Genomic DNA, 25,731 nt, shown 5'->3' on the forward strand with positions numbered 1-25,731 from the left:
ATGACTGTGACGTCGTGGCCGGCGGCGGCGAGGGCGACGGAGAGGGCGTGGACGTGGCGGCCGAGGCCGCCGACGAGCACCGGCGGGTACTCCCACGACAGCATCAGGATGCGGCGGGTCTGCGGGGGCACCCCGGCCCCGGCGGACTGCGGGACCAGAGGCCGGGAGGTGGGCACGGCCCGGCAGGTCCGGTCCGTGGCGGTGGCGGTCTGCTCGCCGGCCCGCAGGGTCATCACATCAAACTCCGTCCATGCATGGTGGAACGCGCCGGCATCGGTGGCGGCGAAACGGGAAGTGGTGGGGGTGGCCGAAGGCCCAGTGGCGGCGCGCGCGGACGCACGCCTCCGCGTCAAGGAAAGGCCATCCGGGGCCGAACCGCATCCTGAGAGGGCCCAAGGTGACGGACGCCACCCAAACGGACGGCCGGTATCAGGAGGGTGGATTTTGGCTACGGCACGAAACGGTGGATTGGGCGGAGGGGCGCCGGGGCATTAGCGGCTTGCGCACTCGCCGGGCCGCCCGGCAGGGGCGTTCATCATCATGGGCTGAGGAGCGACATGCAGGTCTGGCCGGGCGAGCGGTACCCCCTGGGGGCGACCTACGACGGGATGGGCACCAACTTCGCGATCTTCTCGGAGGTGGCCGAGCGGGTCGAGCTCTGCCTGTTCGACGAGTGGGACACCGGGGCGGAGCGCCGCGTCGAGCTGCGCGAGGTCGACGCGTACGTCTGGCACGCGTACATCCCCGGCATCGAACCGGGGCAGCGGTACGGCTACCGGGTCCACGGCCCGTGGAACCCGGCCGACGGGCCGCGCTGCAACCCGCACAAGCTCCTGCTCGACCCGTACGCCAAGGCGGTGGACGGCGACGTGCAGTGGAACGCGGCCGTCTACGACTACGAGCTGGGCGACCCGGACCGGATGTCCGAGACCGACTCGGCGCCGTTCATGCCCAAGTCGGTGGTGGTGAACCCGTACTTCGACTGGGGCAACGACCGGCCGCCGCGCACCCCGTACCACCACTCGGTCATCTACGAGGCCCACGTGCGCGGGCTGACCATGCGCCACCCCGGCATCCCGGAGGAGCTGCGCGGCACGTACGCGGCGATCGCCTCCCCGGTCATGATCGAGTATTTCCAGCAACTCGGGATCACCGCCGTCGAGCTGATGCCGGTGCACCAGTTCGTCCACGACCATCGGCTGGCCGACCTGGGAATGCGCAACTACTGGGGCTACAACACCATCGGCTTCTTCGCCCCGCACCACGGCTACTCCGCGCTGGGCCACCTCGGCCAGCAGGTGCAGGAGTTCCGGGGCATGGTCAGGGCGCTGCACGCCGCCGGCATCGAGGTCATCCTCGACGTGGTCTACAACCACACCGCCGAGGGCAACCACCTGGGCCCGACGCTGAGCTTCAAGGGCGTCGACAACCCCAGCTACTACCGGCTCTCCGAGGAGGATCGACGGTACTTCGTCGACTACACGGGCACCGGCAACAGCCTCAACGTGCGTAGCCCCCACTCCCTGCAACTGATCATGGACTCGCTGCGCTACTGGGTGACCGAGATGCACGTCGACGGCTTCCGGTTCGACCTGGCCGCCACCCTGGCCCGCGAGTTCTACGAGGTCGACCGCCTGTCCACCTTCTTCGAGGTGGTCCAGCAGGACCCGGTGGTCAGCCAGGTCAAGCTGATCGCCGAGCCGTGGGACGTCGGCCCCGGCGGCTACCAGGTGGGCAACTTCCCGCCGGTGTGGACCGAGTGGAACGGCAAGTACCGCGACACGGTGCGGGACTTCTGGCGCGGCGAGCCGGCCACCCTCGCCGAGTTCGCCTCCCGGATCTCCGGCTCCGCCGACCTGTACCAGGACGACGGCCGCCGCCCGTTCCACAGCATCAACTTCGTCACCTGCCACGACGGGTTCACCCTCAACGACCTGGTGTCGTACAACGACAAGCACAACGAGGCCAACGGCGAGGACAACCGGGACGGCGAGGGCCACAACCGGTCCTGGAACTGCGGCGTCGAGGGGGAGACCGACGACCCGGGCGTGCTGGCCCTGCGGCAGCGGCAGCGGCGCAACTTCCTGGCCACCCTGATCCTCTCCCAGGGCGTGCCGATGATCGGCCACGGCGACGAGCTGGGCCGCACCCAGCGCGGCAACAACAACGCGTACTGCCAGGACAGCGAGCTGGCCTGGGTCGACTGGGACGACGCCGACGAGGCGCTGCTGGGCTTCGTCCGGCGGCTGGTCGAGTTCCGCCGCAGCCACCAGGTGTTCCGCCGCCGCCGGTTCTTCACCGGCCTGCCGGTGGGCGGCCGGGCCGCCGGCTCGGGCCTGCCCGACCTGGCCTGGTACACCCCCGACGGGCGGGAGATGACCGGCGAGGACTGGGGCAACGACTTCGGCCGCTCGGTGGCCCTGTTCGTCAACGGCGACGGCATCCCCGAGCGCGGCCAGTACGGCCAGCGCCACCGGGACACCTCGTTCCTGCTCTGCTTCAACGCCCACGACGCCGCGTTGGACTTCACCCTGCCCGGGGAGGAGTTCGGCCGGCGGTGGGAGCTGGTGATCAGCACCGCGGAACCGGAACCGGAGAAGCCGACCCTCGTCGAGGCGGGCGGCACCGTCTGCGTCCCGGACCGCTCCCTGGTGGTCCTGGAGAGGACGGTCTGACCATGCCCGATCCCCGCCTCGGCGCGACGTATCGGGTGCAGGTCCGCCCCGGCTTCGACCTCGACGCCACCGCCGGCCTCGTCGGCTACCTGGCCGACCTCGGCGTCACCCACCTCTACAGCGCGCCCCTGCTCACCGCCACCCCCGGCTCGGCGCACGGCTACGACGTGGTCGACCACCGGGCGGTCAACCCCGAGCTGGGCGGCGAGGCCGGCCGGGTGCGGCTGGTCCGGGCGCTGCGCGCGGCCGGGCTCGGCCTGGTCGTCGACATCGTGCCCAACCACGCCGGGGTGGCCCAGCCGGCGGCCAACCCCGCCTGGTGGGACGTGCTGCGCCGGGGCCGCGCCTCGGCGTACGCGCGCTGGTTCGACATCGACTGGGACCGGGGCCGGCTGCTGCTGCCCGTGCTCGCCGACGCCCCGGACGCCCTGGACGACCTCAAGATCGTCGACGGGGAGCTGCGCTACCACGAACACCGCTTCCCGATCGCCGAGGGAACCGGCGAAGGGGCCGGCGACGGGACACCCCGCGAGGTGCACGACCGGCAGCACTACGAGCTGGTCTCCTGGCGGCGCGGGGACCACGAGCTGACGTACCGCCGGTTCTTCGCCGTGGCCGACCTGGCCGGCCTGCGGGTGGAGGACCCGGAGGTGTTCGCCGCCACCCACGCGGAGGTGCTGCGCTGGGCGGCGGCCGGCGAGGTCGACGGCATCCGGGTCGACCACCCCGACGGGCTGCGCGACCCGGCCGGCTACCTGGCCCGGCTGCGCGCCGCCGCGCCGGACGCGTGGCTGCTGGTGGAGAAGATCCTCGAGTACGGCGAGGAACTGCCCGACTGGCCGGTGGACGGCACCACCGGCTACGACGCCCTGGCGCCCGTGGGCGGCCTCTTCGTCGACGGGTCCGCCGAGGGCGACCTCACCGCCCTGGACGCCCGGCTGACCGGACATCGCACCTCCTGGTCGGACCTGATCCACGACACCAAGCTGGAGGCGGCCACCCGGCTGCTCGCCGCCGAGCTGACCCGGCTCGCCGCCCTCGCCCCCGAGCTGGAACCGGCCGAGGCCCGGGCGGCCCTCGCCGAGCTGGCCGCGTGCTTCCCGGTCTACCGGGGCTACCCGCCGCACGGCGCCCGGCACCTGGCCGACGCCCGCTCCGAGGCCGGCCGACGCCGCCCCGACCTGACCGCCGCCCTCGACGCGGTCACCCGCCGGCTGCGCGACCCCGACGACGAGCTGGGGCAGCGCTTCCCGCAGCTGTCCGGCGCGGTGATGGCCAAGGGCGTCGAGGACACCGCCTACTACCGCTGGAGCCGGTTCGTCGCCCTCAACGAGGTCGGCGGCAGCCCCGCCCACTTCGGCACCCCGCCGGCCGAGTTCCACCGGTTCGCCGCCGCCCGACAGGCCCGCTGGCCGGCGGCGATGACCACCCTGTCCACCCACGACACCAAGCGCGGCGAGGACGTCCGGGCCCGGCTCGCGGTGCTGTCCGAGCTGCCCGAGCGCTGGGCCGAGCGGGTCACCCGGTGGACGGCGCTCGCGCCGCTGCCCGACCCGGCGTTCGCCCACCTGCTCTGGCAGACCGCCGTCGGGGCGTGGCCGATCGAGCGGGAACGGCTGCACGCGTACGCCGAGAAGGCCGCCCGGGAGGCGTCGGTCGCCACGAGTTGGGCCGACCCCGACCCCGGCTTCGAGCACGCCATGCACGCCGTGGTCGACCGGATGTACGACGACCCGGAGCTGCACGCCGAGCTGACCGCGTTCGCCGCCGAGATCACCCCGGCCGGCTGGTCCAACTCCCTCGGGCAGAAGCTCGTCCAGCTCGCCATGCCCGGTGTGCCCGACACCTACCAGGGCACCGAGCTGTGGGAGAACTCGCTGGTCGATCCCGACAACCGCCGCCCGGTCGACTTCGCCGTACGCCGGGAGCTGCTGGCCCGCCTCGACGCCGGCTGGCAGCCGGCGGTGGACGCCGACGGGGCGGCGAAGCTGCTCGTGGTGTCGCGGACCCTGCGGCTGCGCCGCGACCGCCCGGAGCTGTTCGCCGGCTACCGCCCGGTGCCGGCCCACGGCCCCGCCGCCGCGCACGCGCTCGCCTTCGACCGGGGCGGCGCGGTCGCGGTCGCCACCCGGCTGCCGCTCGGGCTGGCCCGCGCCGGCGGCTGGGGCGACACCACGCTGTCACTTCCCGTTCACGAGGTGACCGACCTGTTCACGGGCCGGGTCTACGGTGGCGGGGAGACCCCGCTGGCCGACCTGCTGGCCACCTGTCCCGTCGCGCTGCTGGCTCCCACCAACGAGTCCGTGGAGGGTGTGTCATGACCGAGTTCACGGTGTGGGCGCCGGAGGCCGCCCGGGTCCGGCTGCGCCTGCCGGGCGACGCCGACCACGAGATGCGCGCCGGCCCCGACGGCTGGTGGCGGGTCGAGGTGCCCGCCGCCGGCCCCGGCACCGACTACGCCTACCTGATCGACGACGACGACCGGGCCCTGCCCGACCCCCGCTCGGCCTGGCAGCCGGCGGGGGTGCACGGCCCGAGCCGGCGCTACGACCACGGGGCCTTCGAGTGGACCGACACCGGCTGGACGGGCCGGCAACTGTCCGGCAGCGTCCTGTACGAGCTGCACGTCGGCACGTTCACCCCGCAGGGCACCTTCGACGCCGCCGTCGGCCGCCTCGACCACCTGGTCGACCTCGGCGTCGACCTGATCGAGCTGCTGCCGGTCAACGCCTTCAACGGCGAGCACAACTGGGGCTACGACGGGGTCTGCTGGTACGCACCGCACGAGCCCTACGGCGGCCCGGACGGGCTGAAACGGTTCGTCGACGCCGCCCACGCCAAGGGTCTGGGGGTGATCCTCGACGTCGTCTACAACCATTTCGGGCCCTCCGGGGCCTACGCGCCGATGTTCGCGCCGTACCTCACCGAGCAGGACAACACCTGGGGCCGGACCGTCAACCTCGACGGGCCGCACTCCGACGGCGTGCGCCGCTACATCCTCGACAGCGTGCTGACGTGGCTGCGCGACTACCACGTCGACGGGTTGCGGCTCGACGCCGTGCACGCCATGCCCGACTCGCGCGCCACCCCGCTCCTGGAGGAGGTGGCGGCCGAGGTCGACTCGCTGGCCGCGCACCTGCGCCGGCCGCTGTCGCTGATCGCCGAGTCCGACCTCAACGACCCCCGGCTGATCACGCCCCGGGAGGCCGGCGGGTACGGCCTGCACGCCCAGTGGAACGACGACGCCCACCACGCCCTGCACACGCTGCTCACCGGCGAGCGGCAGGGCTACTACGGCGACTTCGGCTCCCTGGAATGCCTGTCGGAGGTGCTGACCGGGGCGTTCTTCCACGCCGGCACCTGGTCCAGCTTCCGCAACCGCAGCCACGGCCGGCCCGTGGACCGGCAGCGCACCCCCGGCCACCGGTTCGTGGCGTACCTGCAGAACCACGACCAGATCGGCAACCGGGCCACCGGCGACCGGATCTCCGCCACCCTCTCCCCGGCACTGCTGCGGGTCGGCGCGACGCTGCTGTTCACGGGGCCGTTCACCCCGATGCTCTTCATGGGCGAGGAATGGGCGGCCAGCACCCCGTGGCAGTTCTTCACCAGCCACCCCGAGCCGGAGCTGGCGACCGCCGTGGCCACCGGCCGCCGCCGGGAGTTCGCCGCGCACGGGTGGACCTCGGATGATGTTCCCGACCCGCAGGACCCGCAGACCTTCGCCCGCTCCCGGCTCGACTGGGGCGAGCTGGACCAGCCCGAACACCGCGAGATGTACGAGTTCCACCGGCGGCTCATCGCGCTGCGCAAGAGCCGGGCCGACCTGTCCGATCCCCGGCTGGACCGGGTCGACGTCCGGCACGGGGACCAGTTCCTGGTGCTGCGGCGGGGGGAGACGCTGGTGGTCGCGAACCTGGCAGCCAAGCCGCAGCGGGTCACGTTGCCGGGGATGGCGCGTCGGGTGCTCCTGGCCACGGGGGAGGGGGTCACGGTGACCCGGGACCGCATCGACCTGCCGGCGGAGACGGCGGCAATCGTGGCACTCTAGGGCCTGCCAGCGTCACCGACACAAAGATCGCTGTGCTGCTCCGTGACGACCTGCTCGGCTGGCAGCGGCTGAAACGTGCGCGGTGCACGGCGTTCCCTGCCGTCCTTCGTCGCCCCGCCCGCCTCCTCATGGGCCGCCCTTGATCGTCTGCTGGTCACCGGCGCGACACGCCGGGCGGGACGCCGGTACGTGACAGACGATCTTTGTGGCTGACCGTCGGGCGCCGTCGGCGTCGCCGGAGGGCTGGCTGGGTGCGCTCAGTCGGCGTCCAGCACCTCGCGCAGCCGCCCCGCGAACTCGGCGGGCTTGCCCGCGTAGCCGAAGTCGCCGCCCATGAAGCCCCCATGGTGGCTGGGGAACACCGTGGCCTCCTGGCCGAGCAGCGCGGCGGTGGCGACAGCCGTACGCGCGGTGTACGTCCCCGCCGACTCCTCGCCGACCGCGATCACGACCCGGGTCGGTGCGGCGGTGAGCGCCTGCGCGTCGGGGCGGTAGTCGATGATCGCCCAGGAGGCCTTCGACAGCAGCGGATCGTCGCGGGTGCCGTCGTCCTCGGTCGGCAGGCCGAACATCGCCGGGTCGGGCGCGGGCTGGGCGAAGTAGGCGTCGGTGAACTCGCCCTGCCAGGACGTCATCGCGATGAACGCGGCCATTCCGGCGCCGTTGCCCTTCGTCTGGTACGCCTCGTGGAAGCCGGCCCGGGCGCGGTCGGCGGCGGCGGCGTCGGGGAGCACGGCGTTGATCGGCGGCTCGTGCGCCACCAGCGTGCCGACATCGCCGGGGTGGGACGCGACCAGTTCGAGCGCGGTCACCGCGCCGCCGCTGCTGGCGAACACGTCGACCGGGCCGGTGCCGAGCGCCTCGATCAGCAGGTGCAGGTCGGCCGCCTGCTGCTGCGGCGTGTGGTCGGACCGGCCGTCCTTTCGGACGCTGCGGCCAAGACCCCGGGGATCGTAGGTGACGACCGTGCGGTCGGTGAAGTGCTCGGCGAGTGAGCCGAAGCCCTCGGCGGTCATCGGCTGGCCGATCATGAGCAACGTGCGGTGCCCGGCGGGCGCAACGAGCGGGTCGCGGACGTCGTAGACCAGGTCGGCGCCGGGCGCGGCAAGGGTGCGCGTCTCACTATTCGTCATGCCGGGAGCGTACGGCCGACGTACGACGGCATGGGCCGTGGCGCTGCGAGAGTCGCGCCGGTTTCGCGGGCGAAGGCGGCCGGGCCGACGCCGAGGATCCGCTTGAAGTGGCGGGCCAGGTGCGGCTGGTCGTGGAACCCGCTGTCGGTCGCGACCGACCGCAGCGGTCGACCCCGCAGGATGAGCCGGCGGGCGAGGTCGACCCGGCGGGAGATCAGGTACCGGGGCGCCGGCGTCGTCGCCGGTCTGCTGGTGGTACCTGTACCGGCTCCTTTGCTCTGCTGCCCCCTGCGCAACGTGCGCGGTGCGCCGCGCTTCCTGCCGTCCGTGCGTGCTGGCCCTTGCCCTGAAGCGGCGTCGTGCTGGTGTTGCACTGACGGCAGCAGAGCAAAGGGGCGAGTGGGCATGACCCGTCCGCTGCGGGTCTGGCATCCCGGCCGCCTGGCCCAGCTGCGGAGGGCGACCACGGTCATCTGCGGGGCGATGCGACGCGCGCGCATTGCTGACCTCGGACCGGTACGCCGACATCGAGGTGCACAACTGGCGTTCGGCGGCCGACCGTCCTGACCGGCGGGTGGCTGCGGACCGTCAGTGTGTTTTCCATACGCGTGGCGATTGCTACGTGAGCATCAACTGACCGAGTTCCTGGGTGCATCGGGTGAGCGCGACGTAGAGACCGTTCCAGCCGCGCGGTTCAGCGGCGATGCCCTGGGGGTCGATGAGTAGCGTCGCGTCCCATTCCAGTCCCTTGGACTGGGTCGCGGTGAGCACCGGCACGTCGCTCAGCATGGCCAGGAGTTCGGCGATGCGGTCGGCGGGGGCGATCACCCCGACCATGCCGCCGTACCACCGCTGCTGTAGCTCCTGCACAGCTCGGACGGCGGCGTCGGCAAGCTCGGCGGGCGTGATCCTGAGCTCCCAGGGGGCGATGCCGGAGGATCGTACCGCCCGGGGCGGCGCGTTGTGGCTGCCGGCCTTCTTCAGCACCGAGTCGGTGAGGTCCATGACCTCGCGCGGGGTCCGGTAGCAGATGGTCAGCTCCGCGGCGGTCCAGCGGTCCCCGAAAACGGCCTGCACCGCCTGTGCCCAACTGGTGTGCCGGTGCGCTGCCTCCGCCTGGTCGATGTCGCCGACCGCGGTGATGGAGCGACTGGGACAGCGCCGTAGGACCATCTGCCACTGCATCTCGGACAGCTCTTGCGCCTCGTCGATGACGACGTGGCCGTACACCCAGCCGCGTTGCCGGCGAGCGCGGTCGGCGACGAACTCGCCCTGTGGTTGCGGGGCTTCGACCTCGCCCAGCAGGTCGGCGAGGGCATCGAGCAGGGGGATGTCGCTCGATGCCCACGGGGCGGGCTCCGCCGAGACGGCGGTGATCTCCTCCGGGGACAACCGCGGGGCGAACCGGGCCAGCAGGGTGCGGTCGGTCAGGAGATCGCGCAGCAGGTGCGCGGTGTCGAGGGTGGGCCACCACGCCTCGATGAATCGGGCGATGGTGGCGTTCTCGGCGATACGAGAACGCAGTTGCTCGATCTCCTCCTCGGAGAGTAATCCGTCGACGTCGCTGCCGGTGGACGTCCTGCCGAAGTGTTGGTCGTGCTTCATGCCCCTGTCGAAGCGGGCGAGGATGTCCTCGAAGCCCTCCTCCATCTCGTTCATCAGCGCCTCGCGCTGCTCGACGACGGCCTCGGCAAGGAGGTGGTGCAGCTGCTCGGCGAACGCCGCGCGGGCGCGGTGGTACGGACGTCCCTGCACCGCCGAGGCGAGCGCCTGTGCCACTGCTGCGGCTGCGATGACGTAGAACTCGCCCTCCCAACGCAGCCTCAGCTCACGGGGCCGGGGGAGCAGCGACGTGACGTAGTTTTCGAGCGCGGATTGCCAGAGGGCGCGGCCCTTGATCTCGGCGAGAAGCCTGCTCTCGTCGCGGCCCACGCGGATCTCGGTCAGCAGAGTGTCGCAGGTCGCCGACACGACGGCGGTCTCACCGAGCGCGGGCAGCACCTGGGCGATGTACTGGAGGAACCGCGGCGAGGGGCCGAGGACCAGGACCGCTTGCTCGGCCATCTTTCGGTGGGCGAACAGCAGGTAGGCGACGCGGTGCAGAGCAACGACGGTCTTGCCGGTGCCGGGACCGCCCTGAACGATCAGCGGGCCGGTCGCCTCGGCCCGGATGATGTCGTCCTGCTCGCGTTGCAGCGTGGAGATCGCCGTCGACATGTGGCCGGTGCGCCGCTGGTCGAGGGCGGCCAGTAGAGCGCCTTCACCGACGAGTTCCGCCGTCAGGGTGCCGTCCAGCGGCTCGTCGTCCACGCCGACGACGACCGATCCCGCCGTGCGTACGTGACGGCGCCGTGCCTGACCTTGTGGGTCGACAGCCGTCGCGGTGTAGAACGGCCGCGCTGCGGGAGCACGCCAGTCCACCAGCAGTGGCTCACCGTCCTCGCCGTCGGTGCGGAGACCGACCCGGCCCACGTGTCGCACGGTGCCGTCAAGGCCGTCGAGGCGGCCGAAGACCAGCCCGTCCCGTGCTCGCCGTAGCTCTTCGTACTGCTGGCGGAGCATGCGCTGCCGGGCCCGTTCCAATGGGTCCAGGGCGTCTGACGAGAGCTCGGCCTGCAAGTGGTCGGCCAGCCTGTCGCGCCGGGCAGTGGCCACGTCGAGAAACTCCTGTTCCTCGGCGATCGCGGATCGGCGGGCGCCGGCAGCGCCGTTGTTCTGAGCAGAATTCCGGCGCATACGCAAATCCTCGTACTGGTTGTTTCCCCTCGACCCGGGTGGGCCGGAGCGTATTCCGGCGGCAAGTATAGAACCGGCTCTCCTCGTCAACCAGGGACTCTGTCGGCAGAGATGACAATCTCAATGCCCTTGCAGTTCCGGGCCGCTTGTGGCCTAACCCTCGTTTGTTGACAGCTCGTTCTCTATCTGATCTGAATGCCGCCGGTGGGCAGTTCGCTGCTCACCGGGGTAGCGCGCAGTGCGGCGCGGAGTGGTGGGTAACGCTCCATCTCAGCTCGTACCCTGGCAAGTTCGACGGTCCGCTCCGGACCCGCAGGGAGGAGGGTAAGCAGCGGCTCGGCGGCCCAGCCTCTCTTGCTTCGCCGAGGGGCCCCAGCAGTCAGCCCGCAGCGGGAACCGTTGACTCGCATCCAGTCAAGGGCACCGACACGATCGGTGCCGGTCAGTGGATTTGAGCGAGTCAGGCAGAGGGGGACCTTGTCTCCCTCTTCAAGTTGCCCTGATGATATCGATCTTCTGATGTCGTTGATAACGACTCTGAAAGTCGGAACATAGCCGCTCGTCACCCTATTGGGTCAGCCTCGCAGGCGGCCATGTCCAGGACGTCTGTCTTCTGGCCGAGGATGATGGAGCCGGCACGGCGAGCTGGGCGCTACTCCGCGACGAACACGCCCACGCCGGGAAGCGTCTCGGTCATGCCCTTGATCCGTAGCACCTGCATCGCGCGGTCGATCACCGGCTCGGTGACCCCGTAATGCTCGATGAGTTCCCGCCTGCTGGGCAGCTTCGCGCCTGGCGGGAACTCTCCCGACGCGATGCGCTTGGCCAGGTCGTCGGCGATCTGCTCGTAGCGGTAACGCGGTGGCACTGTGTTCCCCTCGGTTGGCAACACGAGTAGACCACCTCTGCCAGCCCTTGACTACCCAACGGTACCTATGGGAGGTTGTTGGAGGAGGTCGCCCCCCTCGGTTGGCGCTGTTGGGCCGTCCTCGCCGGCGTGGATGCCCGTCGCGCTTCGGCCGCCGGGCATCCACGCTTCGGAATATCTGATGACAGTAACGGCTCGATGGAGGCGGCATGCGGGGCCAGCGCGATGAGACGGCACAGAGCCGGGGTGAGCAGGCAGAAGCGGCCGAGCGGGAGGCTGCCCGGAAGCGGTTGCTCGATCTGGCGGAGGCGGAGCGCGTACCGGTGGAGGAGACCACCCGGGCGGTGCCGGACCGGCGGTGGTTACGTGACCAGCGTTGACGAGCCGATCGGGCGTCGGGTGGCGCGCTGGCGGGTGCGGCGGCGGATGACCCAGCAGGTGCTCGCGGATCGGCTCGGCCGGTCGAAGAGCTGGATGGACAAGGTCGAGCGGGGAGTCCGCTCGCTGGACCGGTACGCGGTGATCCAGGAGGTCGCCGAGGTGCTGCGGGTCGATCCGTTGGTGCTGCTCGGCGAGGACCGCCCGCCGCCGATGAGCGCCGGCCCGCTGGACGGGGTGGACGAGGTCCGCGCCGCCCTCGCCCGCTACGACATCCGCCGGGTGACGGCGTCGGTGGCGGAGACGGGCCGGCACGTGGAGCACGCCTGGCTGACCTACCAGCACGCGCGTTACGCCCAGGTGGTGCGGCTGCTGCCGGGGTTGCTCGACGCCGCCCGGGGCCTGCGCGCGGACGCGCCGGGGCTGCTGGTGCAGGCGTACCGGATCACCTCGTCGGTGCTGGTGAAGCTCGGCGAGGCCGACCTGGGGTGGCTGGCCGCCGACCGCGCGGTGGCCGTGGCCGGCGGTGATCCGGTGCTGACGGCATCGGCGGCGGTGTCGGTCGGGCAGGCGCTGCGGGCGCTGGGCCGCGACCGGTTGGCGCTGGCGGTGACGGGCGACGCCGCGCGTCGCCTCGCGCCGTCGACGGTGCACGGGGCCCTGCTGATCCAGGGGGTCCTGGCCGCCGCCGGTTGCGGCGACGCCGGCCGGGCGGGGGAGTTGGCCGACCGGGCCGCCGGGGTGGCCGCCTCGCTCGGGGCCGGGGACGACCCGCACCGGACCAGCTTCGGGCCGGTCGCCGTCGAGTTGGCCCGGGTGGTGGCGGCGGTCGAGCTGGGGGAGGCCGGGGAGGCGGTGGGTCGGCACGAACAGGTGGTACGGGGGGAGGCGTGGCGGCGGCTGCCGGCCGAGTACCGGGCCGCCTACCTGGTGGACGCCGCGCGGGCGTACCTGCAGTTCGGTGACCTGCGTGCGGCCGGGCGGGTGCTGGTCGACGCGGACGGCGTCGCGCCGGCGGAGGTCCGGTGCCGGCCGGCGGCGCGTACGGTGATCGCCGAGGTCGCGCGGGCGCACCCGGTGCCGGCCGGCGTGGCGCGCCTGGCGACCCTCGTCGGCCTCACCCGGTGACCGGGCTGCCCCGGGAGGGGTGTGACCCGTCCCCTACGGCGTAGCCACCAGGGCCCTGCCCGGCCCGCCCGGCTCCGAACGGGCTTCAGTTCTTACGCGCGGTCACCAATGCGAACGTGAGAAGCTCGCCGTTGTCCGCAGTGAGCATGTCGATCACGGGCTGGTGGGACGCCCGGCCATCCGGTTGCGCCTCGGTGGCTGCCCGGGTCCACAGCAGCCAATCCCGCCAGCCCTCCGGTTGCGGTCGCGCTGACGTGACCGTCACCAGTTCGGTGATCTCCCAGTGGAAGCGCCACCACTGCGCCGTGTGCCAGGCGATCGCCTCCCAGCCGACCACCTTCTTGATGTGCGCGGGGATGGCCCCGAGCTCGCGGACCTCCCGGGTCATCGCGGGCGTTGCCATGCCCAGCTGTCCACCCGGGCGCAGGAACCGCACCAGGTACGGCAGGTAGCTGTCCGCCGTGCCGAAGTACTCGAACGCGTCGACGCTCACGATGGCATCGAAGCTCTCCTCCTCGAAGGGCAGGACGTGCGCCTCCGTCCGCACCGCATCCACCCGGTCGCTGACGCCGGCCTCGGCGAAGACGGCCGCCGCCTCGTCCGCGCCGACCCACCAGTCGGCCGCCACGACGTGGACGCCGTACTCGCGGGCGAGGAACACCGACGTCGCACCCTTGCCGGAACCAAGGTCGAGCACCCGCATCCCCGGGCGCAGATCAAGGTCCCGGGCGAGGTCCTCCAGCAGCCACAGGGGGTTCGGCCCCATGTCGAGCCGGAGCAACCACGCCGGGTCGTAGCGTGACGAACGGGGATAGCGATCCGGGCGCACGAGCTGATCCAAGGCAGTCACGAGGGCTGACCCAAATGGATGCCGGGCATTCGTGCAACCTCTTTTCGCCAGTGCGGGCGGCCGCAATCACGGTCCTGAGAATCCGTATTTCGCGGTGCCGATCACCTGCGATGCGGGCACGCCCACCCCGTTCGGGCCGGCGTGCCCGCATCCCTCAGCTGAGGCAGAGGGTCACTTGAAGCGGATGAACTTCGAGAACTGGTTGTTGGCGGTTCCGACCGACACCGTCCGGTGGCTGTACTTGTCGGCGTTGACGTAGTTGTACTCGTCGACCTCGAAGGTGCCGTTGGCGTTCACGCTGGTGACGAAGGCGACGTGACCGTAGGTGCCGCCCAGGCGGACCGCGACGTCACCGGCCTTCGGGCTGTTGTACACCGGCACCCCGGCGCGTCCGGCAGCGGCCACCCACTCCTTGGCGTTGCCCCACCGCGCCTGGCCCCCGTACTGGTTGTGGAAGGGCACGCCGACGCGGCTCCGCACGGCCCAGGCCGCGAAACTGGTGCACTGCCCCTTGTAGAAGTTCCAGGGGTCGATGCCCGAGGTCGCGCCCTTGTACGGGTAGTCGTCCTTGGCCGGATAGGTCGTCCCGGCGGAGATCAGCTGGTGGGAGGCGTTGTTGTTCTTCAGCGTGGCGTTCAGGTTCGCCTTCGCGCCGGACGCGAAGTTCTGGTAGGCGTAGGAGCCGTCGTAGTCGCTGTTGTAGTAGACCCGCACGGTGTTGCTGGTGCGGTTCCAGACGGAAGCGGCGTTGTTCTTGACGCACAGGCCCTGGCCGCTGCCGGCACCCTTGAACTCGTAACAGCCCGGCTGGGTCGAGCCGTAGTCGGCCAGTGATCCGGTGTGATCGGAGATCGACCCCGCGTGGTCGCTGTTGTAGTAGTAGCAGAACTCGCCCGCGTCGCAGACTCCATCGCGGGCCGCCGCCTGAGCAGGCACGGCGACCGCCAGGACGCCGAGGGCGGCGCTGAGCAGGCTCGCGCCGAGGGCGCCGAGGACGCGAACGGTGATTCTGGGCATGTCCACTTCCCTTCCGGGGGTATGTGACGACGGGCCCACCCTACAAGGCATCGATCAATCGACATACAAAAATCCGCCGTCCGGTCATCCGTGACGGGGCCCCAGGACCGCCTGCGTCGCGGCAGGGAAGTGCCGCTCGCCTGTCGAGCCTCAGGAACGCAGGCGCACGCGTGGCTCCGACCTCACGGGTGCGCCTGCTTCGGCAGGGTGAGGATTTCGGCGCCGTCGCTGGTGATGGCGATCGTGTGCTCACTGTGCGCTGTCCGGCATCCTGTCGCGCTTCGGAGCGTCCACCCGTCGGCATCGGTGATGAGCTCAGCGGTGTCCGCCATGACCCACGGCTCCAGTGCCAGCAGCAGCCCAGGGCGCAGTCTGTATCCACGGCCGGGCCGTCCGGTGTTCGAAATGTGCGGGTCCTGGTGCATCGTTGACCCGACGCCATGACCGCCGAACTCGGTGTTGATCGAATATCCCGCTTCGCGGAGGGTCGAGCCGATGGCATGGGAGATGTCGCCGATGCGAGCCCCGGGCCCGGCAGCGGCTATCCCTGCGTGCAGCGCGCGTTCGGTCGCGCCGATCAGCGCGACGCTCTCCGGGGGCTTTGAGTCGCCCACGATGAAGCTGACGGCAGAGTCTGCAACGACTCCGCCCTTGCAGACGGCGAGGTCGAGTGACAGCAGATCGCCGTCGGCAAGCGTGTAGTCGTACGGCAGCCCGTGGAGCACGGCGTCATTGACGGACGTGCAGATGTAGTGGCCGAACGGCCCGCGCCCGAAGGGCGGCGCGTAGTCGACATAGCAGGACAGCGCTCCAGCCTCGATGATCATGGCCTTGGCCCACCGGTCGATGTCCAGGAGGTTGATGCCTACTGCGCTGCGGCTCTTCAGCGTCTGCAGAATCTCAGCGACCAGGGCGCCTGCCTCCCTCGCCCGGGGCAGTTCGGTGGGGGTCAGGATCTCGATCATGCGGCGCCTTCCTCATGCAACCAATAACTATCCCGGCCATACTATCCCGGTACTAGAATCGGAGCCATGGTCAGGTTGCCGCTCACACCCGCAGAGGTCGAGCGCGGGCAGCGCCTCGGCGCCCTGTTGCGTCGCGCCAGGGGAGAGCGCTCGATGCTCGTGACTGCGCTCGATGCACGTGTCTCACCGGAGACCCTCCGGAAGATCGAGTCGGGCCGCGTAGCGACCCCTGCCTTCCCGACCATCGCGGCGATCGCCGATGTCCTCGGCCTCTCCCTCGATGCGGTGTGGGCCGAGATCAACCAGCCCGAACGCGCTGTTGAACCGGCCAACTCCGGTCATTACGCACGCGAGCGATTGGCCTCGTAAGTCTCAAACCCGCTGATCGGCAGCGGGGCCAGCTGAGCAGCGCGTTCCTGGGACCGCCACGACTCCGGGGCGTTGTCACCGTGCGCCGCTATCCTTCGCCGGCACGTCGGGGACGGTCCTGGCGGCTGATGCCGGTGTACGGGCTGCCGCACCGGGTCTGGAGGGGCACGTGCCGGTCGGCAGGGTAGACGTCGAGGCGTTCCGGACCGCCGTCCGGCAGGTGACGCAGGCGACGGGCGCGGAGCGGGCGGACGCCCTGCGGCGGCTGGCGGACGCCGGCGTTTCCGCCCCGGCGCTGCGCCAGGACGCGGTGGACGCGATCTGCGCCTACCTGCGTACACCCTCTGTCGCGACTGCGGTGGCTGGAACGGGCGCCGCGGACGGTGAGCTGCGGCGCGACGCCCTGCGGGTGCTCGTCGGGTTGCTGCGCCCCGCCTCCGGGGCGGGCGAGGACGTCGGAGTGGGCGGGGACGCGGGGGCGGGCGGAACGTCGCCGGGTGTCGTCGTGGACCTGTCCGGTGCGACCCTCGTGGAGGCCGATCTCGGCGGGTGTGAGCTGGCCGAAGCCCGATTCGCCGACACCCGGTTCCTCGGGACGACCTCGTTCGCCGACGCCCGGTTCACCGGTGACGCGGTCTTCGCCCGTGCCGTCTTCCACGGCGCGGCCCGGTTCGACGGTGCCCGGTTCGCCGCCGACGCCGTGTTCGGGCGTGCCCGGTTCCGGGGACCGGCCAGCTTCGAACGGGTCGGCTTCGCCGCGATGGCCTGGTTCGGGCGGGGCGAGGAGGAACTGTGGGAGGACGATCCGGCCTGGGACGCCGCCGAGGACGTCCGACCCGCGCCCTGGGACGAGCCGAACGAGGACGACCCGGGCTGGCCCGTCGCCGTCCTGATGGGCGACTACCAGGGTTGGGAGGAGGGCGGCGACGGGGCCCGATTCGTCGGGGCCGTGTCGTTCCGGAGCGTCCGCTTCGACGGCCCCGCCTGGTTCTGCAAGGCTCGGTTCGGCGCGGACGCGACGTTCCGGGACGCCTGGTTCGGCGGGCCGGTGCGCCTCGACCAGCCGGCCGTCGACCTCGACGGCGCCCGGTGGGCCGGCACGGCCGGCGACGAGCCGGCGCGCTGGCCCCTTGGCTGGGCGTCGGCGTCGGCGCCGGACGGCACGAGCGTGCTCGTCGCCGACGGTTCCGTCGCGCCCTACTCCCGTCAGCTCGCCGACCGCGATCCCGACGTCCGCCGCGTGGGGCTGCGGGCCCTCGGCGAGCTCGGTGACGGGAGGCCGGAGCTGCGCCAGCGCGTGGTCGACGCCGTGTGCGAGTACCTGCGGGTGCCACTGCCGTTCGACGTGACCGGTGAGCTGACCCCCGCCCAGGCCGGGGAGGTCCAGCTGCGGCGCGACGCCCAGCGGCTGCTCGCCGGGCGCCTGCGCCCGGCACCCGTCGGGGCGGAGGAACGGCACTGGCCGGGGACGGACCTGCCGCTGTGCGGCGCGACGCTGGTCGACCTCGACCTCAGCGGGTGCCAGGTCGGTCACGCGGACTTCACGGGCGCCCAGTTCCACGGTGCCACCCGCTTCGACGCGAGCGCGTTCGCCGGGGCCGCCTTCCGGCTCGGCGGTGCCGAGGGGCGCGCCTCGTTCCACGGTGAGGTCACCTTCGCCGGGGCGCGGTTCGGCCGCCGTCGCGACGCCCGGGACGTCCTCGATGGCGTCGTGTTCCACGCCGCCGCCGTGATCGACGACCCTGCGGCCCAGTCGGCGGGGGAGGGCTGAGCGCGGCCTCCCCGGGGACTGTCGTCCCGCACGACCGGGAGGCAGGGCGTGCGGGACGACAGCGTCGGCGTAGTGCCGCTACCTGCCGCGCCGGGCCGTCCGCACGCCGAACGCGGCCGCGCCGACGATGAGCACGACCCCCAGGAGTTGGAGGCCCGGCGAGTCGTCGGCCTCCCCGAGCACCATGCCGGCGACGCCGATCGCGGCGGCGAGGACGGCGAGGAGGTACCTCATCGGTGTCCTCATTCCTCGACCCATTCGAGCAGGTCACCGGGCTGGCATTCGAGCACCCGGCACATGGCTTCCAGGGTGCTGAAGCGAACGGCCTTGGCGCGACCGTTCTTGAGTACCGCCACGTTCGCCGGGGTGAGCCCGACGCGTTCGGCGAACTCACCGACGCTCATCTTGCGTTTCGCCAGCTCGACATCGATGCGGACGACGATGGGCATCAGATCACCGCTTCCATGTCGGTACGCAGTGTGGTGGCCTGCCGCAGCAGTGCCCGCATCACCACCATCAGGAGCCCCAGCACGGCGACACCCACCAGCATCAGGAACAGCAGGACCGGCAGCCCGGGGTCCGACGCGTTGAAGCCGAAGTAGAGGAACACCCCCAGCAGCACCACCCAGGCGGCGACGATCGCCCACACGATCGCGTCCACCCAGGCCAGGGCGGCATCGCTGAAGATGCGGTCGCGCTTGACCAGGGTGAGCAGCTTCCAGGTGCACACGATCACGACCTGGATGCACAACACCCAGAACACCGAGACGGCGGTCATCGGCCACCTGAGGTAGGCATCGTTCGGGGACTCCTCGGCCATGTGCGCGAACTGCCCGGGCAGCGAGAGGGTCTGGAACATGACCAGGATCCCGAACAGCAGCACCAAAAAGACTCTGAGCGGGCCCACCGCTCGATGCTCCGTCAACATGCATCGACTATCGCTCTGAACCTATCGACTGTCAATAGGTTCGGCCGACTGCCAGTCAACCGGGGGCGGGGCCTGGGCGGTCAGGGGATCGGCCACTCGTGGACAGGGCGGTTGCTGTGCATCAGGTCCACGTAGTGCCGGACCACCTCGCGCAGCGCCGCCGGCCGGTCCAGGTGGTCGGCGGTCTCCAGCCGGTGCAGCGTCTCCACCTGCCAGGTGGCCCCGTTACGGCCGGTCAGGCAGCGCTGCTCGATGATGCCGAGCAGCCGGTCCCGCTCGGCCGGGTCCAGGCCCCACCGGTCCAGGCCGTGGTGGGCCAGCGGCAGCAGTCGGCGCAGCACCAGCTCGGTGACGGGCAGGTACCCCAGGCCGGGCCAGAACACCTGGGCGTCGATGCCGTGCCGGGCACCGCTGTTGAAGTTCTCCTCGGCGGCGCTGAACGACATCTGGGACCACACTGGCCGGTCCGACTCGGCGAGGGCCCGTACCAGCCCGAAGTAGAACGCGCCGTTGGCCACGGTGTCCAGCACCGTCGGGCCGGCGGGCAGCACCCGGTTCTCCACCCGCAGGTGCGGGCGGCCCTTGAACACGTCGTACACCGGGCGGTTCCAGCGGTAGACGGTGCCGTTGTGCAGCCGGAGCTCGGCGAGCTTCGGTACGTCACCGCGGGCGAGCGCCTCGGCCGGGTCCTCCGGGTCGCACACCGGCAGCAGCGCGGGGAAGTAGCGGACGTTCTCCTCGAACAGGTCGAACACCGTGGTGATCCACCGCTCGCCGAACCACACCCGGGGGCGTACCCCCTGGGCCTTGATCTCCTCCGCCCGCGTGTCGGTGGCCTGCTGGAACAGCGGGATGCGGGTCTCGCGCCACAGCTCCCGGCCGAAGAACAGCGGCGAGTTCGCGCCGAGGGCGACCTGGATGCCGGCGATCGCCTGGGCGGCGTTCCAGTAGTCGGCGAACTGGGCCGGGCTGACCTGGAGATGGAACTGGGTGCTGGTGCAGGCCGCCTCGGGGGTGATGGTGTCGGCGGTGACCGCGAGCCGCTCGACCCCGCTGATCGAGATCCGCAGGTCCTCGCCGCGGGCGGCGAAGATCTGCTCGTTGAGCAGCTTGTAGCGCGGGTTGGCCGACAGCGTCTCGGCGGTCAGGTGTTCCGGGCGCAGCGTCGGCAGGATGCCGATCATCACCATGTGCGCGCCGACGCCACGGGCCTTCGTCTCGGCGGCGTTCAGGCTGGCTCGGACGTGTTCCTCGAACGCGGCGGTGCCGGTGCCGGCCAGCCGGCGCGGCGCGACGTTGATCTCGATGTTGAACTGCCCCAGCTCGGTCTGGAAGCTCGGGTCCTCGATGGCGGCCAGCACCTCCGAATTGCGCATCGCCGGCATCGAGTCGTCGTCGACCAGGTTCAGCTCGATCTCCACCCCGGTCATCGGCCGTTCGACGTCGAACCGGGACTCCCGAAGCATCTCGGCGAAGACGTCCAGGCACCGCCGTACCTTGTCGCGATAGCGGGCCCGGTCCTCACGGGTGAATGTCCGTACGCCGACGTCCTCGCCCATCGTCACCACCTTGTCACCGTTGGTCCCCCTAACCTCGCACGGCGGCGCGGGCCGGGGAAGACCCGAAGGTCCCTACACGTACCCCGCCGGGGGCCGCGTGATTCCCGTCGCGTCCGCCCGTCGCTGCCCGGATCGGCCGGCCGGTCTGGTTAGCATGGCCGGCAACCGGTGGGGGAGTGACGATGCGCGAGAAGATCACCAAGTTGTTCGTGGCGGCGGCGATCGCCGAGGCCTGCTCCTGGCTGGCCCTGCTGATCGGCATGGCCGTCAAGTACGGGCCGCCGGACAACGAGATCGGGGTGAAGATCTTCGGGCCGATCCACGGCGGGCTGTTCGTCGTGTACGGCCTGCTGGTGCTGGCCGTGGCCCGGCTGCAGCGGTGGCGGCTGTGGCCCACCGTCGTTGCGCTGGCCTGCGCCGTCCCGCCGTTCGCGACCCTGTTCTTCGAGCGCTGGGCAGCCCGGCGGGGCATGCTGCGCACCGCACCCGAGCCGGACCGCCCGCTGGCCCCGGTCGGCTGACCGCCGCCGACACCCACCGGGACCACCGGCCGGGGACGCTCGGGCGGCCCCGGCGGCGCGCCGCCCCCGCCCACCTGCCCATCGGGGTGCCTCCCGCCCCCCCGGCTCACGGCCGCCCGGGGTGCCGTCAGCCGGCGAGGAAGGCGGCCAACGTGGCGGCGAGCTGCTCCGGGGCCTCCTCGGCCATGTGGTGGCCCGAGTCGATCGAGGCCCCCCGTACGTCGTCGGCCCAGTCCCGCCAGATCGCCACCGGGTCGCCGTACAGGTCGACCATGTCGTCCCGCTCCGACCAGCAGAACAGCACCGGGCAGGCGATCCGCCGCCCGGCGGCCCGGTCGGCGTCGTCGGCCGCCCGGTCCGGGCCGAGCCCGGCCCGGTAGTCCTCGCACATCGCGTGCACCGTCGCCGGGTCGTGGATCGCCCGGCGGTAGTCGGCGTACGCCTCCGCGCCCATGACGGCCGGCGAGCCGCCGTACCAGGCGTCCGGGTCGGCGTTGATCACCCGCTCCGCCGGCTTGTCCGACTGGCCGAGGAAGAACCAGTGCCACCAGCGGGCCGCGAACCGGGCGTCGGCGCGGGCCAGGGCCTCGCCGATCGGCACCCCGTCGAGCACCCCCAGCCGGCTCACCCGGCCGGGGTGGTCCAGCGCCGTGCGCATCGCCGCGTAGCAGCCCCGGTCGTGCCCGACCACCGCCGCGCGGTCGTGGCCGAGCGCGTCGAGCAGGCCGACCACGTCGCGGGCCATCGCCCGCTTGGCGTACGTGGTGTGCCCGGGGTCGCCCGGCGGCTTCGACGAGCCTCCGTAGCCCCGCAGGTCCGGGCAGATCACGGTGTGCTCCCGGGCCAGCAACGGCGCGACCCGGTGCCACGTGGCGTGGGTGCGCGGGTGGCCGTGCAGCAGCACCACCGGCGGTCCCGACCCGCCGTGACGCACCCGTAGCCGCACTTCTCCGACGTCGATCTCCTCCAGCGCGAATCCCTCAAACATGGCACCCCGGTGCCCGCCCCCGGCCCGCCGGAAACCGCAGCTCCTCCCACCCCTGGCCCCACGTCACGCTGGACCCATGGTCACGCTGATTCCGTGAATCAGCAGGCGCGGGCGTGGTGAGCAGGGGTCCCTGAGGCGAGCAGGGGTCCGTCAGGTGAGCACGACGGCGACGGCGATCGCGGCGATCAGCACCGCCCCCAGCACGGCCTGGATCAGCAGCGGCGGGCCGAGATGGCTCCACAGGGTGGCGGTGCGCGGGCGCAGCAGCTGCCCGGTGGTGAGGTTGACGATCCGCTCCACCCGGGGCGGCAGGTCCGGGTCCTGCGGCCGGAGGGTGATCTGCACCCAGTCGGCCGGGTGCAGGGCGCTCTGCGGCAGGTGCCCGTGCAGCTCCACCTCGCAGAGCTGGTCGGCGGAGTCGCGCAGCCGCAGCGGGGTGACCAGGAACTCCGGGCCCTTGCGCAGTTCCTTCCAGCTGCGCCGGGCCCCGCCGCCGCCGTTGGACAGCAAGGAACGCAACGCCAGCAGCAGCAGGCCCATCACGCTGGCCGCGGTCACCACGGCGACCAGCACCGGCTGGCCGATCCTCAGCTCGCGGGGATAGCCGTCGAGCAGCCGGACGACCCGGCCGGTGACGATCCGCTGCGTGGGGCGAGCGATCCGCCGGTATTCCAGGTCGCTGTCCATGTGCACCACCGAGAGTCGTTCACCACCGAGAGTCCGGTTCCCTGCACCGATCGTATCCGCACGCTCGGGTGAACGACGTGAATGAACGCGAGTCACGTTCGTGGCGCGGTCAGGTGACAAGGCCACCGGCGCGGGTAAGCGGGGGGCCGAGCTGGAAAGGGGTCGAGCATGCAGCTGTCCTTCCTGCGCCCGCTCTACGACCGTCCCGGGCCGTGGTGTTCGGTGTATCTGGACGCCTCCCGGGACACTGAGGACGCCCGTCCGGCGCTCGACCTGCGCTGGCGGGCACTCAAGGGCGAACTGCTTGAGCAGGGCGCCGACGCGCCGACCGTGGACGCCGTCGAGCGGGTGGTCCGCGGCCACACCCCGATGCCCGGCGACTACGGCATCGCCGTGTTCGCGACCCGGGGACGGGCGGTGCTCAGCGAGTATCTGTCCGCGCCGCCGCTGCGGGACCTGGCGGCGGTCTCGGAGCTGCCGCACACCATGCCGCTGCTCGCCCAGCGCGGCGAACAGATCGCCTGGGTGCGGGTGTTGGCCGACCGGACCGGCGCCGATGCCGTGGCGGTCAGCGCGGGCGGGGTGCCCCGTCGCGCCCATGTCACCGGCCGGGAGGAATTCCAGCTGCGCCGGGTCAACCCGGGCGGCTGGTCGCAGTCCCGATACCAACGGGCCGCCATGGAGGCGTGGCACCACAACGCCGGCGACGCGGCGGCGGCCACCGTGGAGCTGGCGGAGAAGGTCGGCGCGGACGTGCTGGTGGTCGCCGGTGACGTGCGGGCGACCGGCATGATCACCGCCCAACTTCCCGAGCGCTGGCAGGACGTGGTGGTGCGCACCGACGCCGGGTCGCGGAACGTCGGGGCGGACCCGACGCTGATGGACGACCTCACCGTGCAGACCATCGCCGAGGTGGCCGACCAGCGGATCACCGCCGCACTGGACCGCTTCGGCATGCAGGAGGACGTCGGGGCGGGCCTCGACGCGGTCGTGTCGGCGCTGCAACGCAATCAGGTCGACACCATGCTGATCGTGGACGACCCGTCCTCCACGGAGGAGCTGTGGATCGGCCCGGGGCCGACCGACATCTCCACCGACCCGGGGCAGCTCACCGCCATGTCGGTGCCCGACCCGCACCGGGTGCGCGCCGACGCGGCCCTGGTCCGGGCGCTGGTCGGCACCGACGCGGAGCTGACCGTGCTGGGCCCCGAGGAGGCGCCCGAGCTGACCGACGGGGTGGGCGCGGTGCTGCGCTACGTCGACGCCGCCACCCCCGGGCGGGGAAATGGTTGAGCGTACGGGGGCCGATCTGGTGGTGGAGCGGCTGCGGGCCTGGCGGGTGCCGCGCGTCTTCGGCTGCCCGGGCGAGGCCATCGCCCCGGTCGTGGCGGCCCTGGACCGCTCGGGCGGGGACCCGGAGTTCGTCCCCGCCCGGCACGAGGAGACCGCCGCCTTCATGGCCAGCGGGCACGCCAAGTTCACCGGCGAGATCGGCGTCTGCCTGGCCACCCAGGGGCCCAGCGCCGTCCACCTGCTCAACGGCCTGTACGACGCCAAGCTGGACAGCAAGCCGATGGTGGCGATCGTCGGGGAGGACATCACCGGCCCGCTCGGCGGCGCCCACGAGGAGATCGGGCTGAGCCGGCTCTTCGGCGACGTCTGCAACCAGTTCGTCCGGTACGGGCGCGCGCCCGAGCAGGTCCCCGCCGTGCTGGACCAGGCGTTCCGCACCGCCGCGGCGACCCGTAGCCCCACCTGCGTGGTGCTGCCCCGGGAGGTGCAGGCGGCCGTGGTGCCCGACCTGCTGCCGCAGGCCGCCGGGGTGACGTCGGCGACCCCGGGGGAGCCGCTGGCCCGGGTGCTCCCGCACGACGCCGACCTCGCCGCCGCCGCGTCCCTGCTCGGCGCCGGCGGCCGACTGGCGATCCTGGTCGGTCAGGGCGCGCACGGCGCGGCCGACGAGATCGTGACGCTGGCCGACCGGCTCGGCGCCGGGGTGGCCACCAGCCTGCTCGGCAAACCCGTGCTGGACGAGCGGCTGCCCTTTCACACCGGGGTGCTCGGCGAGGTCGGCAGCACCGCCGCCGCCCAGCTCATGGGCGGCTGCGACACCCTGCTGATGGTGGGCACCACCGACCCGTGGACCGACTACTACCCGATGCCCGGGCAGGCCCGCACGATCCAGATCGACATCGACGGTCGCCGGATCGGCACCCGCTACCCGGTGGACGTGCCGCTGGTCGGCGACGCCGGTGAGACGCTGCGCGCGCTGCTCGACCGGGTGCCCGAGCGGGCCCGGCGGGACTGGCGCCGCACGGTGGAGAGCTCGGTGGACCGGTGGCGGGAGGAGGCGGTGGCCCGGGCCGGTGAGCCCGGCGAGCCGGTCAACCCGCAGTTGGTGCTGCATCAGCTCTCCGTCCGGATGCCCCGCTCGGCCGCGATCGCCGTCGACGTCGGTTCGGTCATCTACTGGTACGCCCGGCACCTGGAGCTGCGGCCCGGGGTGACCGCGCAGCTCTGCGGCACCCTCGGCTCGGCGGGCTGCGCCCTGCCGTACGCGGTGGCGGCGAAGCTGGCCCGCCCGGACCGGCCGGTGATCGCGTTGGCCGGGGACGGCGCGATGCAGCTCAACGGTCTGGCCGAGCTGATCACCGTCGCCCGGCACTGGCGGGAGTGGCCCGATCCCCGGCTGGTGGTGCTGGTGCTCAACAATCGCGACCACTCGGGCACGGGCGGCGGCCGGTCACCGGCCGGCGCGTCCGCCCGCCGGCCCGACGTGCCGTACGCCGGGTGGGCCCGGCTGCTCGGCCTGCACGGCGTCCGGGTGGACCGCCCGGAACTGGTCGGCGCGGCGTGGGACGAGGCCCTCGCCGCGGACCGGCCCAGCGTGCTGGAGGCCGTGGTCGACCCCACCGTGTCGCTGCGCCCGCCGGAGCCGGCCCTGGCCGACCTGCGGGGCCTGTTCGCCGACGGCGACGCGGCCCGGCTGGTCCGGGAGCGGATGCTCGACGCCCGCGTCGTCGTCGAGGCCGACGACCTCGTCTAGTCCGGCTCGTCGAGGCCGACGACCTCGTTTAGTCCCGCCGGGCCGGGGCACCCGCGGGTAC

Annotated in this window: 23 protein-coding genes and 1 pseudogene; 10 read left to right on the top strand and 14 right to left on the bottom strand. The window is 72.1% G+C overall.

The window, feature by feature from the left end; all coding sequences use genetic code 11:
- Positions 1–236 (bottom strand): glycogen/starch synthase (locus ABT023_RS08060; protein ID WP_350882959.1); only part of this gene is annotated, 236 nt, incomplete at its 3' end.
- 321 nt (positions 237–557) lie between these two features.
- On the opposite strand from ABT023_RS08060, the gene glgX reads away from it, so the two are divergent.
- Genes glgX through treZ form a run of 3 tightly spaced genes read left to right on the top strand, consistent with a single transcriptional unit; the run spans position 558 to position 6,726 of the window.
- Positions 558–2,675 carry a glycogen debranching protein GlgX gene (glgX, locus tag ABT023_RS08065; protein ID WP_350882961.1) on the top strand — a complete coding sequence of 706 codons (2,118 nt, stop codon included), beginning with the start codon at positions 558–560 and terminating at the stop codon, positions 2,673–2,675.
- Between the two features lie 2 nt (positions 2,676–2,677).
- On the top strand, positions 2,678–4,996 hold the full coding sequence (gene treY / locus ABT023_RS08070; protein WP_350882963.1) for a malto-oligosyltrehalose synthase: 2,319 nt from the start codon (positions 2,678–2,680) through the stop codon (positions 4,994–4,996).
- Positions 4,993–6,726: a malto-oligosyltrehalose trehalohydrolase gene (gene treZ / locus ABT023_RS08075; RefSeq protein WP_350882965.1), complete on the top strand. Its 1,734-nt coding sequence runs from the start codon at positions 4,993–4,995 to the stop codon at positions 6,724–6,726. The genes treY and treZ overlap by 4 nt, the downstream gene beginning before the upstream one ends.
- A gap of 257 nt (positions 6,727–6,983) precedes the next feature.
- Here treZ and ABT023_RS08080 read toward each other — a convergent pair whose 3' ends face one another.
- From ABT023_RS08080 to ABT023_RS08095, 4 genes and pseudogenes are all read right to left on the bottom strand, one after another.
- Positions 6,984–7,859, bottom strand: a complete 876-nt coding sequence (locus ABT023_RS08080) for an alpha/beta fold hydrolase (protein ID WP_350882967.1) — start codon at positions 7,857–7,859, stop codon at positions 6,984–6,986.
- Positions 7,856–8,083: pseudogene (locus ABT023_RS08085) on the bottom strand (helix-turn-helix domain-containing protein); the annotation flags it as partial. The gene ABT023_RS08080 and the pseudogene ABT023_RS08085, both read right to left, overlap by 4 nt.
- A gap of 394 nt (positions 8,084–8,477) precedes the next feature.
- The gene (locus ABT023_RS08090; protein WP_350882969.1) at positions 8,478–10,595 is read right to left on the bottom strand and encodes a HelD family protein; all 2,118 of its coding nucleotides are present in this window, start codon (positions 10,593–10,595) and stop codon (positions 8,478–8,480) included.
- A 652-nt stretch (positions 10,596–11,247) separates the two neighbouring features.
- Complete coding sequence (locus ABT023_RS08095; RefSeq protein WP_350882971.1) at positions 11,248–11,463, bottom strand: winged helix-turn-helix domain-containing protein; 216 nt, start codon at positions 11,461–11,463, stop codon at positions 11,248–11,250.
- 209 nt (positions 11,464–11,672) lie between these two features.
- Between ABT023_RS08095 and ABT023_RS08100 the strand changes: the two genes are divergently transcribed.
- Both ABT023_RS08100 and ABT023_RS08105 read left to right on the top strand, forming a co-directional pair.
- The gene (locus ABT023_RS08100) at positions 11,673–11,843 is read left to right on the top strand and encodes a hypothetical protein (protein WP_350882973.1); all 171 of its coding nucleotides are present in this window, start codon (positions 11,673–11,675) and stop codon (positions 11,841–11,843) included.
- Positions 11,830–12,969, top strand: a complete 1,140-nt coding sequence (locus ABT023_RS08105) for a helix-turn-helix domain-containing protein (protein WP_350882975.1) — start codon at positions 11,830–11,832, stop codon at positions 12,967–12,969. The genes ABT023_RS08100 and ABT023_RS08105 overlap by 14 nt, the downstream gene beginning before the upstream one ends.
- An 85-nt stretch (positions 12,970–13,054) precedes the next feature.
- On the opposite strand, the gene ABT023_RS08110 is transcribed toward ABT023_RS08105, so the two are convergent.
- The 3 genes from ABT023_RS08110 to map all read right to left on the bottom strand — a co-directional run bounded on the left by ABT023_RS08110 (position 13,055) and on the right by map (position 15,801).
- The gene (locus tag ABT023_RS08110; RefSeq protein ID WP_350882977.1) at positions 13,055–13,819 is read right to left on the bottom strand and encodes an SAM-dependent methyltransferase; all 765 of its coding nucleotides are present in this window, start codon (positions 13,817–13,819) and stop codon (positions 13,055–13,057) included.
- A gap of 171 nt (positions 13,820–13,990) precedes the next feature.
- Positions 13,991–14,836, bottom strand: a complete 846-nt coding sequence (locus ABT023_RS08115; protein WP_350882979.1) for a CHAP domain-containing protein — start codon at positions 14,834–14,836, stop codon at positions 13,991–13,993.
- 182 nt (positions 14,837–15,018) lie between these two features.
- A complete protein-coding gene (gene map / locus ABT023_RS08120; RefSeq protein WP_350882981.1) occupies positions 15,019–15,801 on the bottom strand; it encodes a type I methionyl aminopeptidase in 783 nt (260 codons plus the stop codon).
- 66 nt (positions 15,802–15,867) lie between these two features.
- Here map and ABT023_RS08125 point away from each other — a divergent pair, with 66 nt between their 5' ends.
- Together ABT023_RS08125 and ABT023_RS08130 are read left to right on the top strand one after the other, a co-directional pair.
- Positions 15,868–16,170 carry a helix-turn-helix domain-containing protein gene (locus ABT023_RS08125; RefSeq protein ID WP_350882983.1) on the top strand — a complete coding sequence of 101 codons (303 nt, stop codon included), beginning with the start codon at positions 15,868–15,870 and terminating at the stop codon, positions 16,168–16,170.
- A gap of 169 nt (positions 16,171–16,339) precedes the next feature.
- Positions 16,340–17,941 (top strand): pentapeptide repeat-containing protein, encoded by a 1,602-nt coding sequence (locus ABT023_RS08130; protein WP_350882984.1) that lies wholly within the window; start codon positions 16,340–16,342, stop codon positions 17,939–17,941.
- A 78-nt stretch (positions 17,942–18,019) separates the two neighbouring features.
- Here the strand turns inward: ABT023_RS08130 and ABT023_RS08135 are convergent, their stop codons facing one another.
- The 4 genes from ABT023_RS08135 to ABT023_RS08150 form a co-directional block, all read right to left on the bottom strand.
- Positions 18,020–18,175: a hypothetical protein gene (locus ABT023_RS08135; protein WP_350882985.1), complete on the bottom strand. Its 156-nt coding sequence runs from the start codon at positions 18,173–18,175 to the stop codon at positions 18,020–18,022.
- 8 nt (positions 18,176–18,183) lie between these two features.
- Positions 18,184–18,390, bottom strand: coding sequence for a helix-turn-helix domain-containing protein (locus tag ABT023_RS08140; RefSeq protein ID WP_184690149.1), 207 nt, complete (start codon positions 18,388–18,390; stop codon positions 18,184–18,186).
- Positions 18,390–18,824 (bottom strand): DUF2975 domain-containing protein, encoded by a 435-nt coding sequence (locus ABT023_RS08145; protein ID WP_350882987.1) that lies wholly within the window; start codon positions 18,822–18,824, stop codon positions 18,390–18,392. The genes ABT023_RS08140 and ABT023_RS08145 overlap by 1 nt, the downstream gene beginning before the upstream one ends.
- Positions 18,825–18,949: 125 nt before the next feature.
- Complete coding sequence (locus tag ABT023_RS08150) at positions 18,950–20,428, bottom strand: glutamate-cysteine ligase family protein (RefSeq protein WP_350882989.1); 1,479 nt, start codon at positions 20,426–20,428, stop codon at positions 18,950–18,952.
- A 182-nt stretch (positions 20,429–20,610) separates the two neighbouring features.
- On the opposite strand from ABT023_RS08150, the gene ABT023_RS08155 reads away from it, so the two are divergent.
- A complete protein-coding gene (locus ABT023_RS08155; protein WP_350882991.1) occupies positions 20,611–20,949 on the top strand; it encodes a DUF3817 domain-containing protein in 339 nt (112 codons plus the stop codon).
- Between the two features lie 127 nt (positions 20,950–21,076).
- Here the strand turns inward: ABT023_RS08155 and ABT023_RS08160 are convergent, their stop codons facing one another.
- Positions 21,077–21,937, bottom strand: coding sequence for an alpha/beta fold hydrolase (locus ABT023_RS08160; RefSeq protein WP_350882993.1), 861 nt, complete (start codon positions 21,935–21,937; stop codon positions 21,077–21,079).
- Between the two features lie 150 nt (positions 21,938–22,087).
- Positions 22,088–22,633 carry a hypothetical protein gene (locus ABT023_RS08165; RefSeq protein WP_350882995.1) on the bottom strand — a complete coding sequence of 182 codons (546 nt, stop codon included), beginning with the start codon at positions 22,631–22,633 and terminating at the stop codon, positions 22,088–22,090.
- Between the two features lie 159 nt (positions 22,634–22,792).
- Here ABT023_RS08165 and ABT023_RS08170 point away from each other — a divergent pair, with 159 nt between their 5' ends.
- Both ABT023_RS08170 and ABT023_RS08175 read left to right on the top strand, forming a co-directional pair.
- A complete protein-coding gene (locus ABT023_RS08170; RefSeq protein ID WP_350882997.1) occupies positions 22,793–23,917 on the top strand; it encodes a baeRF2 domain-containing protein in 1,125 nt (374 codons plus the stop codon).
- Positions 23,910–25,670 carry a thiamine pyrophosphate-binding protein gene (locus tag ABT023_RS08175; RefSeq protein ID WP_350882999.1) on the top strand — a complete coding sequence of 587 codons (1,761 nt, stop codon included), beginning with the start codon at positions 23,910–23,912 and terminating at the stop codon, positions 25,668–25,670. The genes ABT023_RS08170 and ABT023_RS08175 overlap by 8 nt, the downstream gene beginning before the upstream one ends.
- Positions 25,671–25,731 lie beyond the last annotated feature (61 nt).

This window comes from Micromonospora sp. NPDC002296, from assembly GCF_040296145.1.
Lineage (GTDB): Bacteria > Actinomycetota > Actinomycetes > Mycobacteriales > Micromonosporaceae > Micromonospora.

Coding starts and splice junctions, on each gene's coding strand:
- ABT023_RS08140 (WP_184690149.1), bottom strand. CDS start 18,390: ATGCCCATCGTCGTCCGCATCGATGTCGAGCTGGCGAAACGCAAGATG.
- ABT023_RS08080 (WP_350882967.1), bottom strand. CDS start 7,859: ATGACGAATAGTGAGACGCGCACCCTTGCCGCGCCCGGCGCCGACCTG.
- ABT023_RS08155 (WP_350882991.1), top strand. CDS start 20,611: ATGCGCGAGAAGATCACCAAGTTGTTCGTGGCGGCGGCGATCGCCGAG.
- treY (WP_350882963.1), top strand. CDS start 2,678: ATGCCCGATCCCCGCCTCGGCGCGACGTATCGGGTGCAGGTCCGCCCC.
- ABT023_RS08150 (WP_350882989.1), bottom strand. CDS start 20,428: ATGGGCGAGGACGTCGGCGTACGGACATTCACCCGTGAGGACCGGGCC.
- map (WP_350882981.1), bottom strand. CDS start 15,801: ATGATCGAGATCCTGACCCCCACCGAACTGCCCCGGGCGAGGGAGGCA.
- ABT023_RS08160 (WP_350882993.1), bottom strand. CDS start 21,937: ATGTTTGAGGGATTCGCGCTGGAGGAGATCGACGTCGGAGAAGTGCGG.
- treZ (WP_350882965.1), top strand. CDS start 4,993: ATGACCGAGTTCACGGTGTGGGCGCCGGAGGCCGCCCGGGTCCGGCTG.
- ABT023_RS08125 (WP_350882983.1), top strand. CDS start 15,868: ATGGTCAGGTTGCCGCTCACACCCGCAGAGGTCGAGCGCGGGCAGCGC.
- ABT023_RS08135 (WP_350882985.1), bottom strand. CDS start 18,175: ATGAGGTACCTCCTCGCCGTCCTCGCCGCCGCGATCGGCGTCGCCGGC.
- ABT023_RS08100 (WP_350882973.1), top strand. CDS start 11,673: ATGCGGGGCCAGCGCGATGAGACGGCACAGAGCCGGGGTGAGCAGGCA.
- ABT023_RS08170 (WP_350882997.1), top strand. CDS start 22,793: ATGCAGCTGTCCTTCCTGCGCCCGCTCTACGACCGTCCCGGGCCGTGG.
- ABT023_RS08175 (WP_350882999.1), top strand. CDS start 23,910: ATGGTTGAGCGTACGGGGGCCGATCTGGTGGTGGAGCGGCTGCGGGCC.
- ABT023_RS08115 (WP_350882979.1), bottom strand. CDS start 14,836: ATGCCCAGAATCACCGTTCGCGTCCTCGGCGCCCTCGGCGCGAGCCTG.
- ABT023_RS08090 (WP_350882969.1), bottom strand. CDS start 10,595: ATGCGCCGGAATTCTGCTCAGAACAACGGCGCTGCCGGCGCCCGCCGA.
- glgX (WP_350882961.1), top strand. CDS start 558: ATGCAGGTCTGGCCGGGCGAGCGGTACCCCCTGGGGGCGACCTACGAC.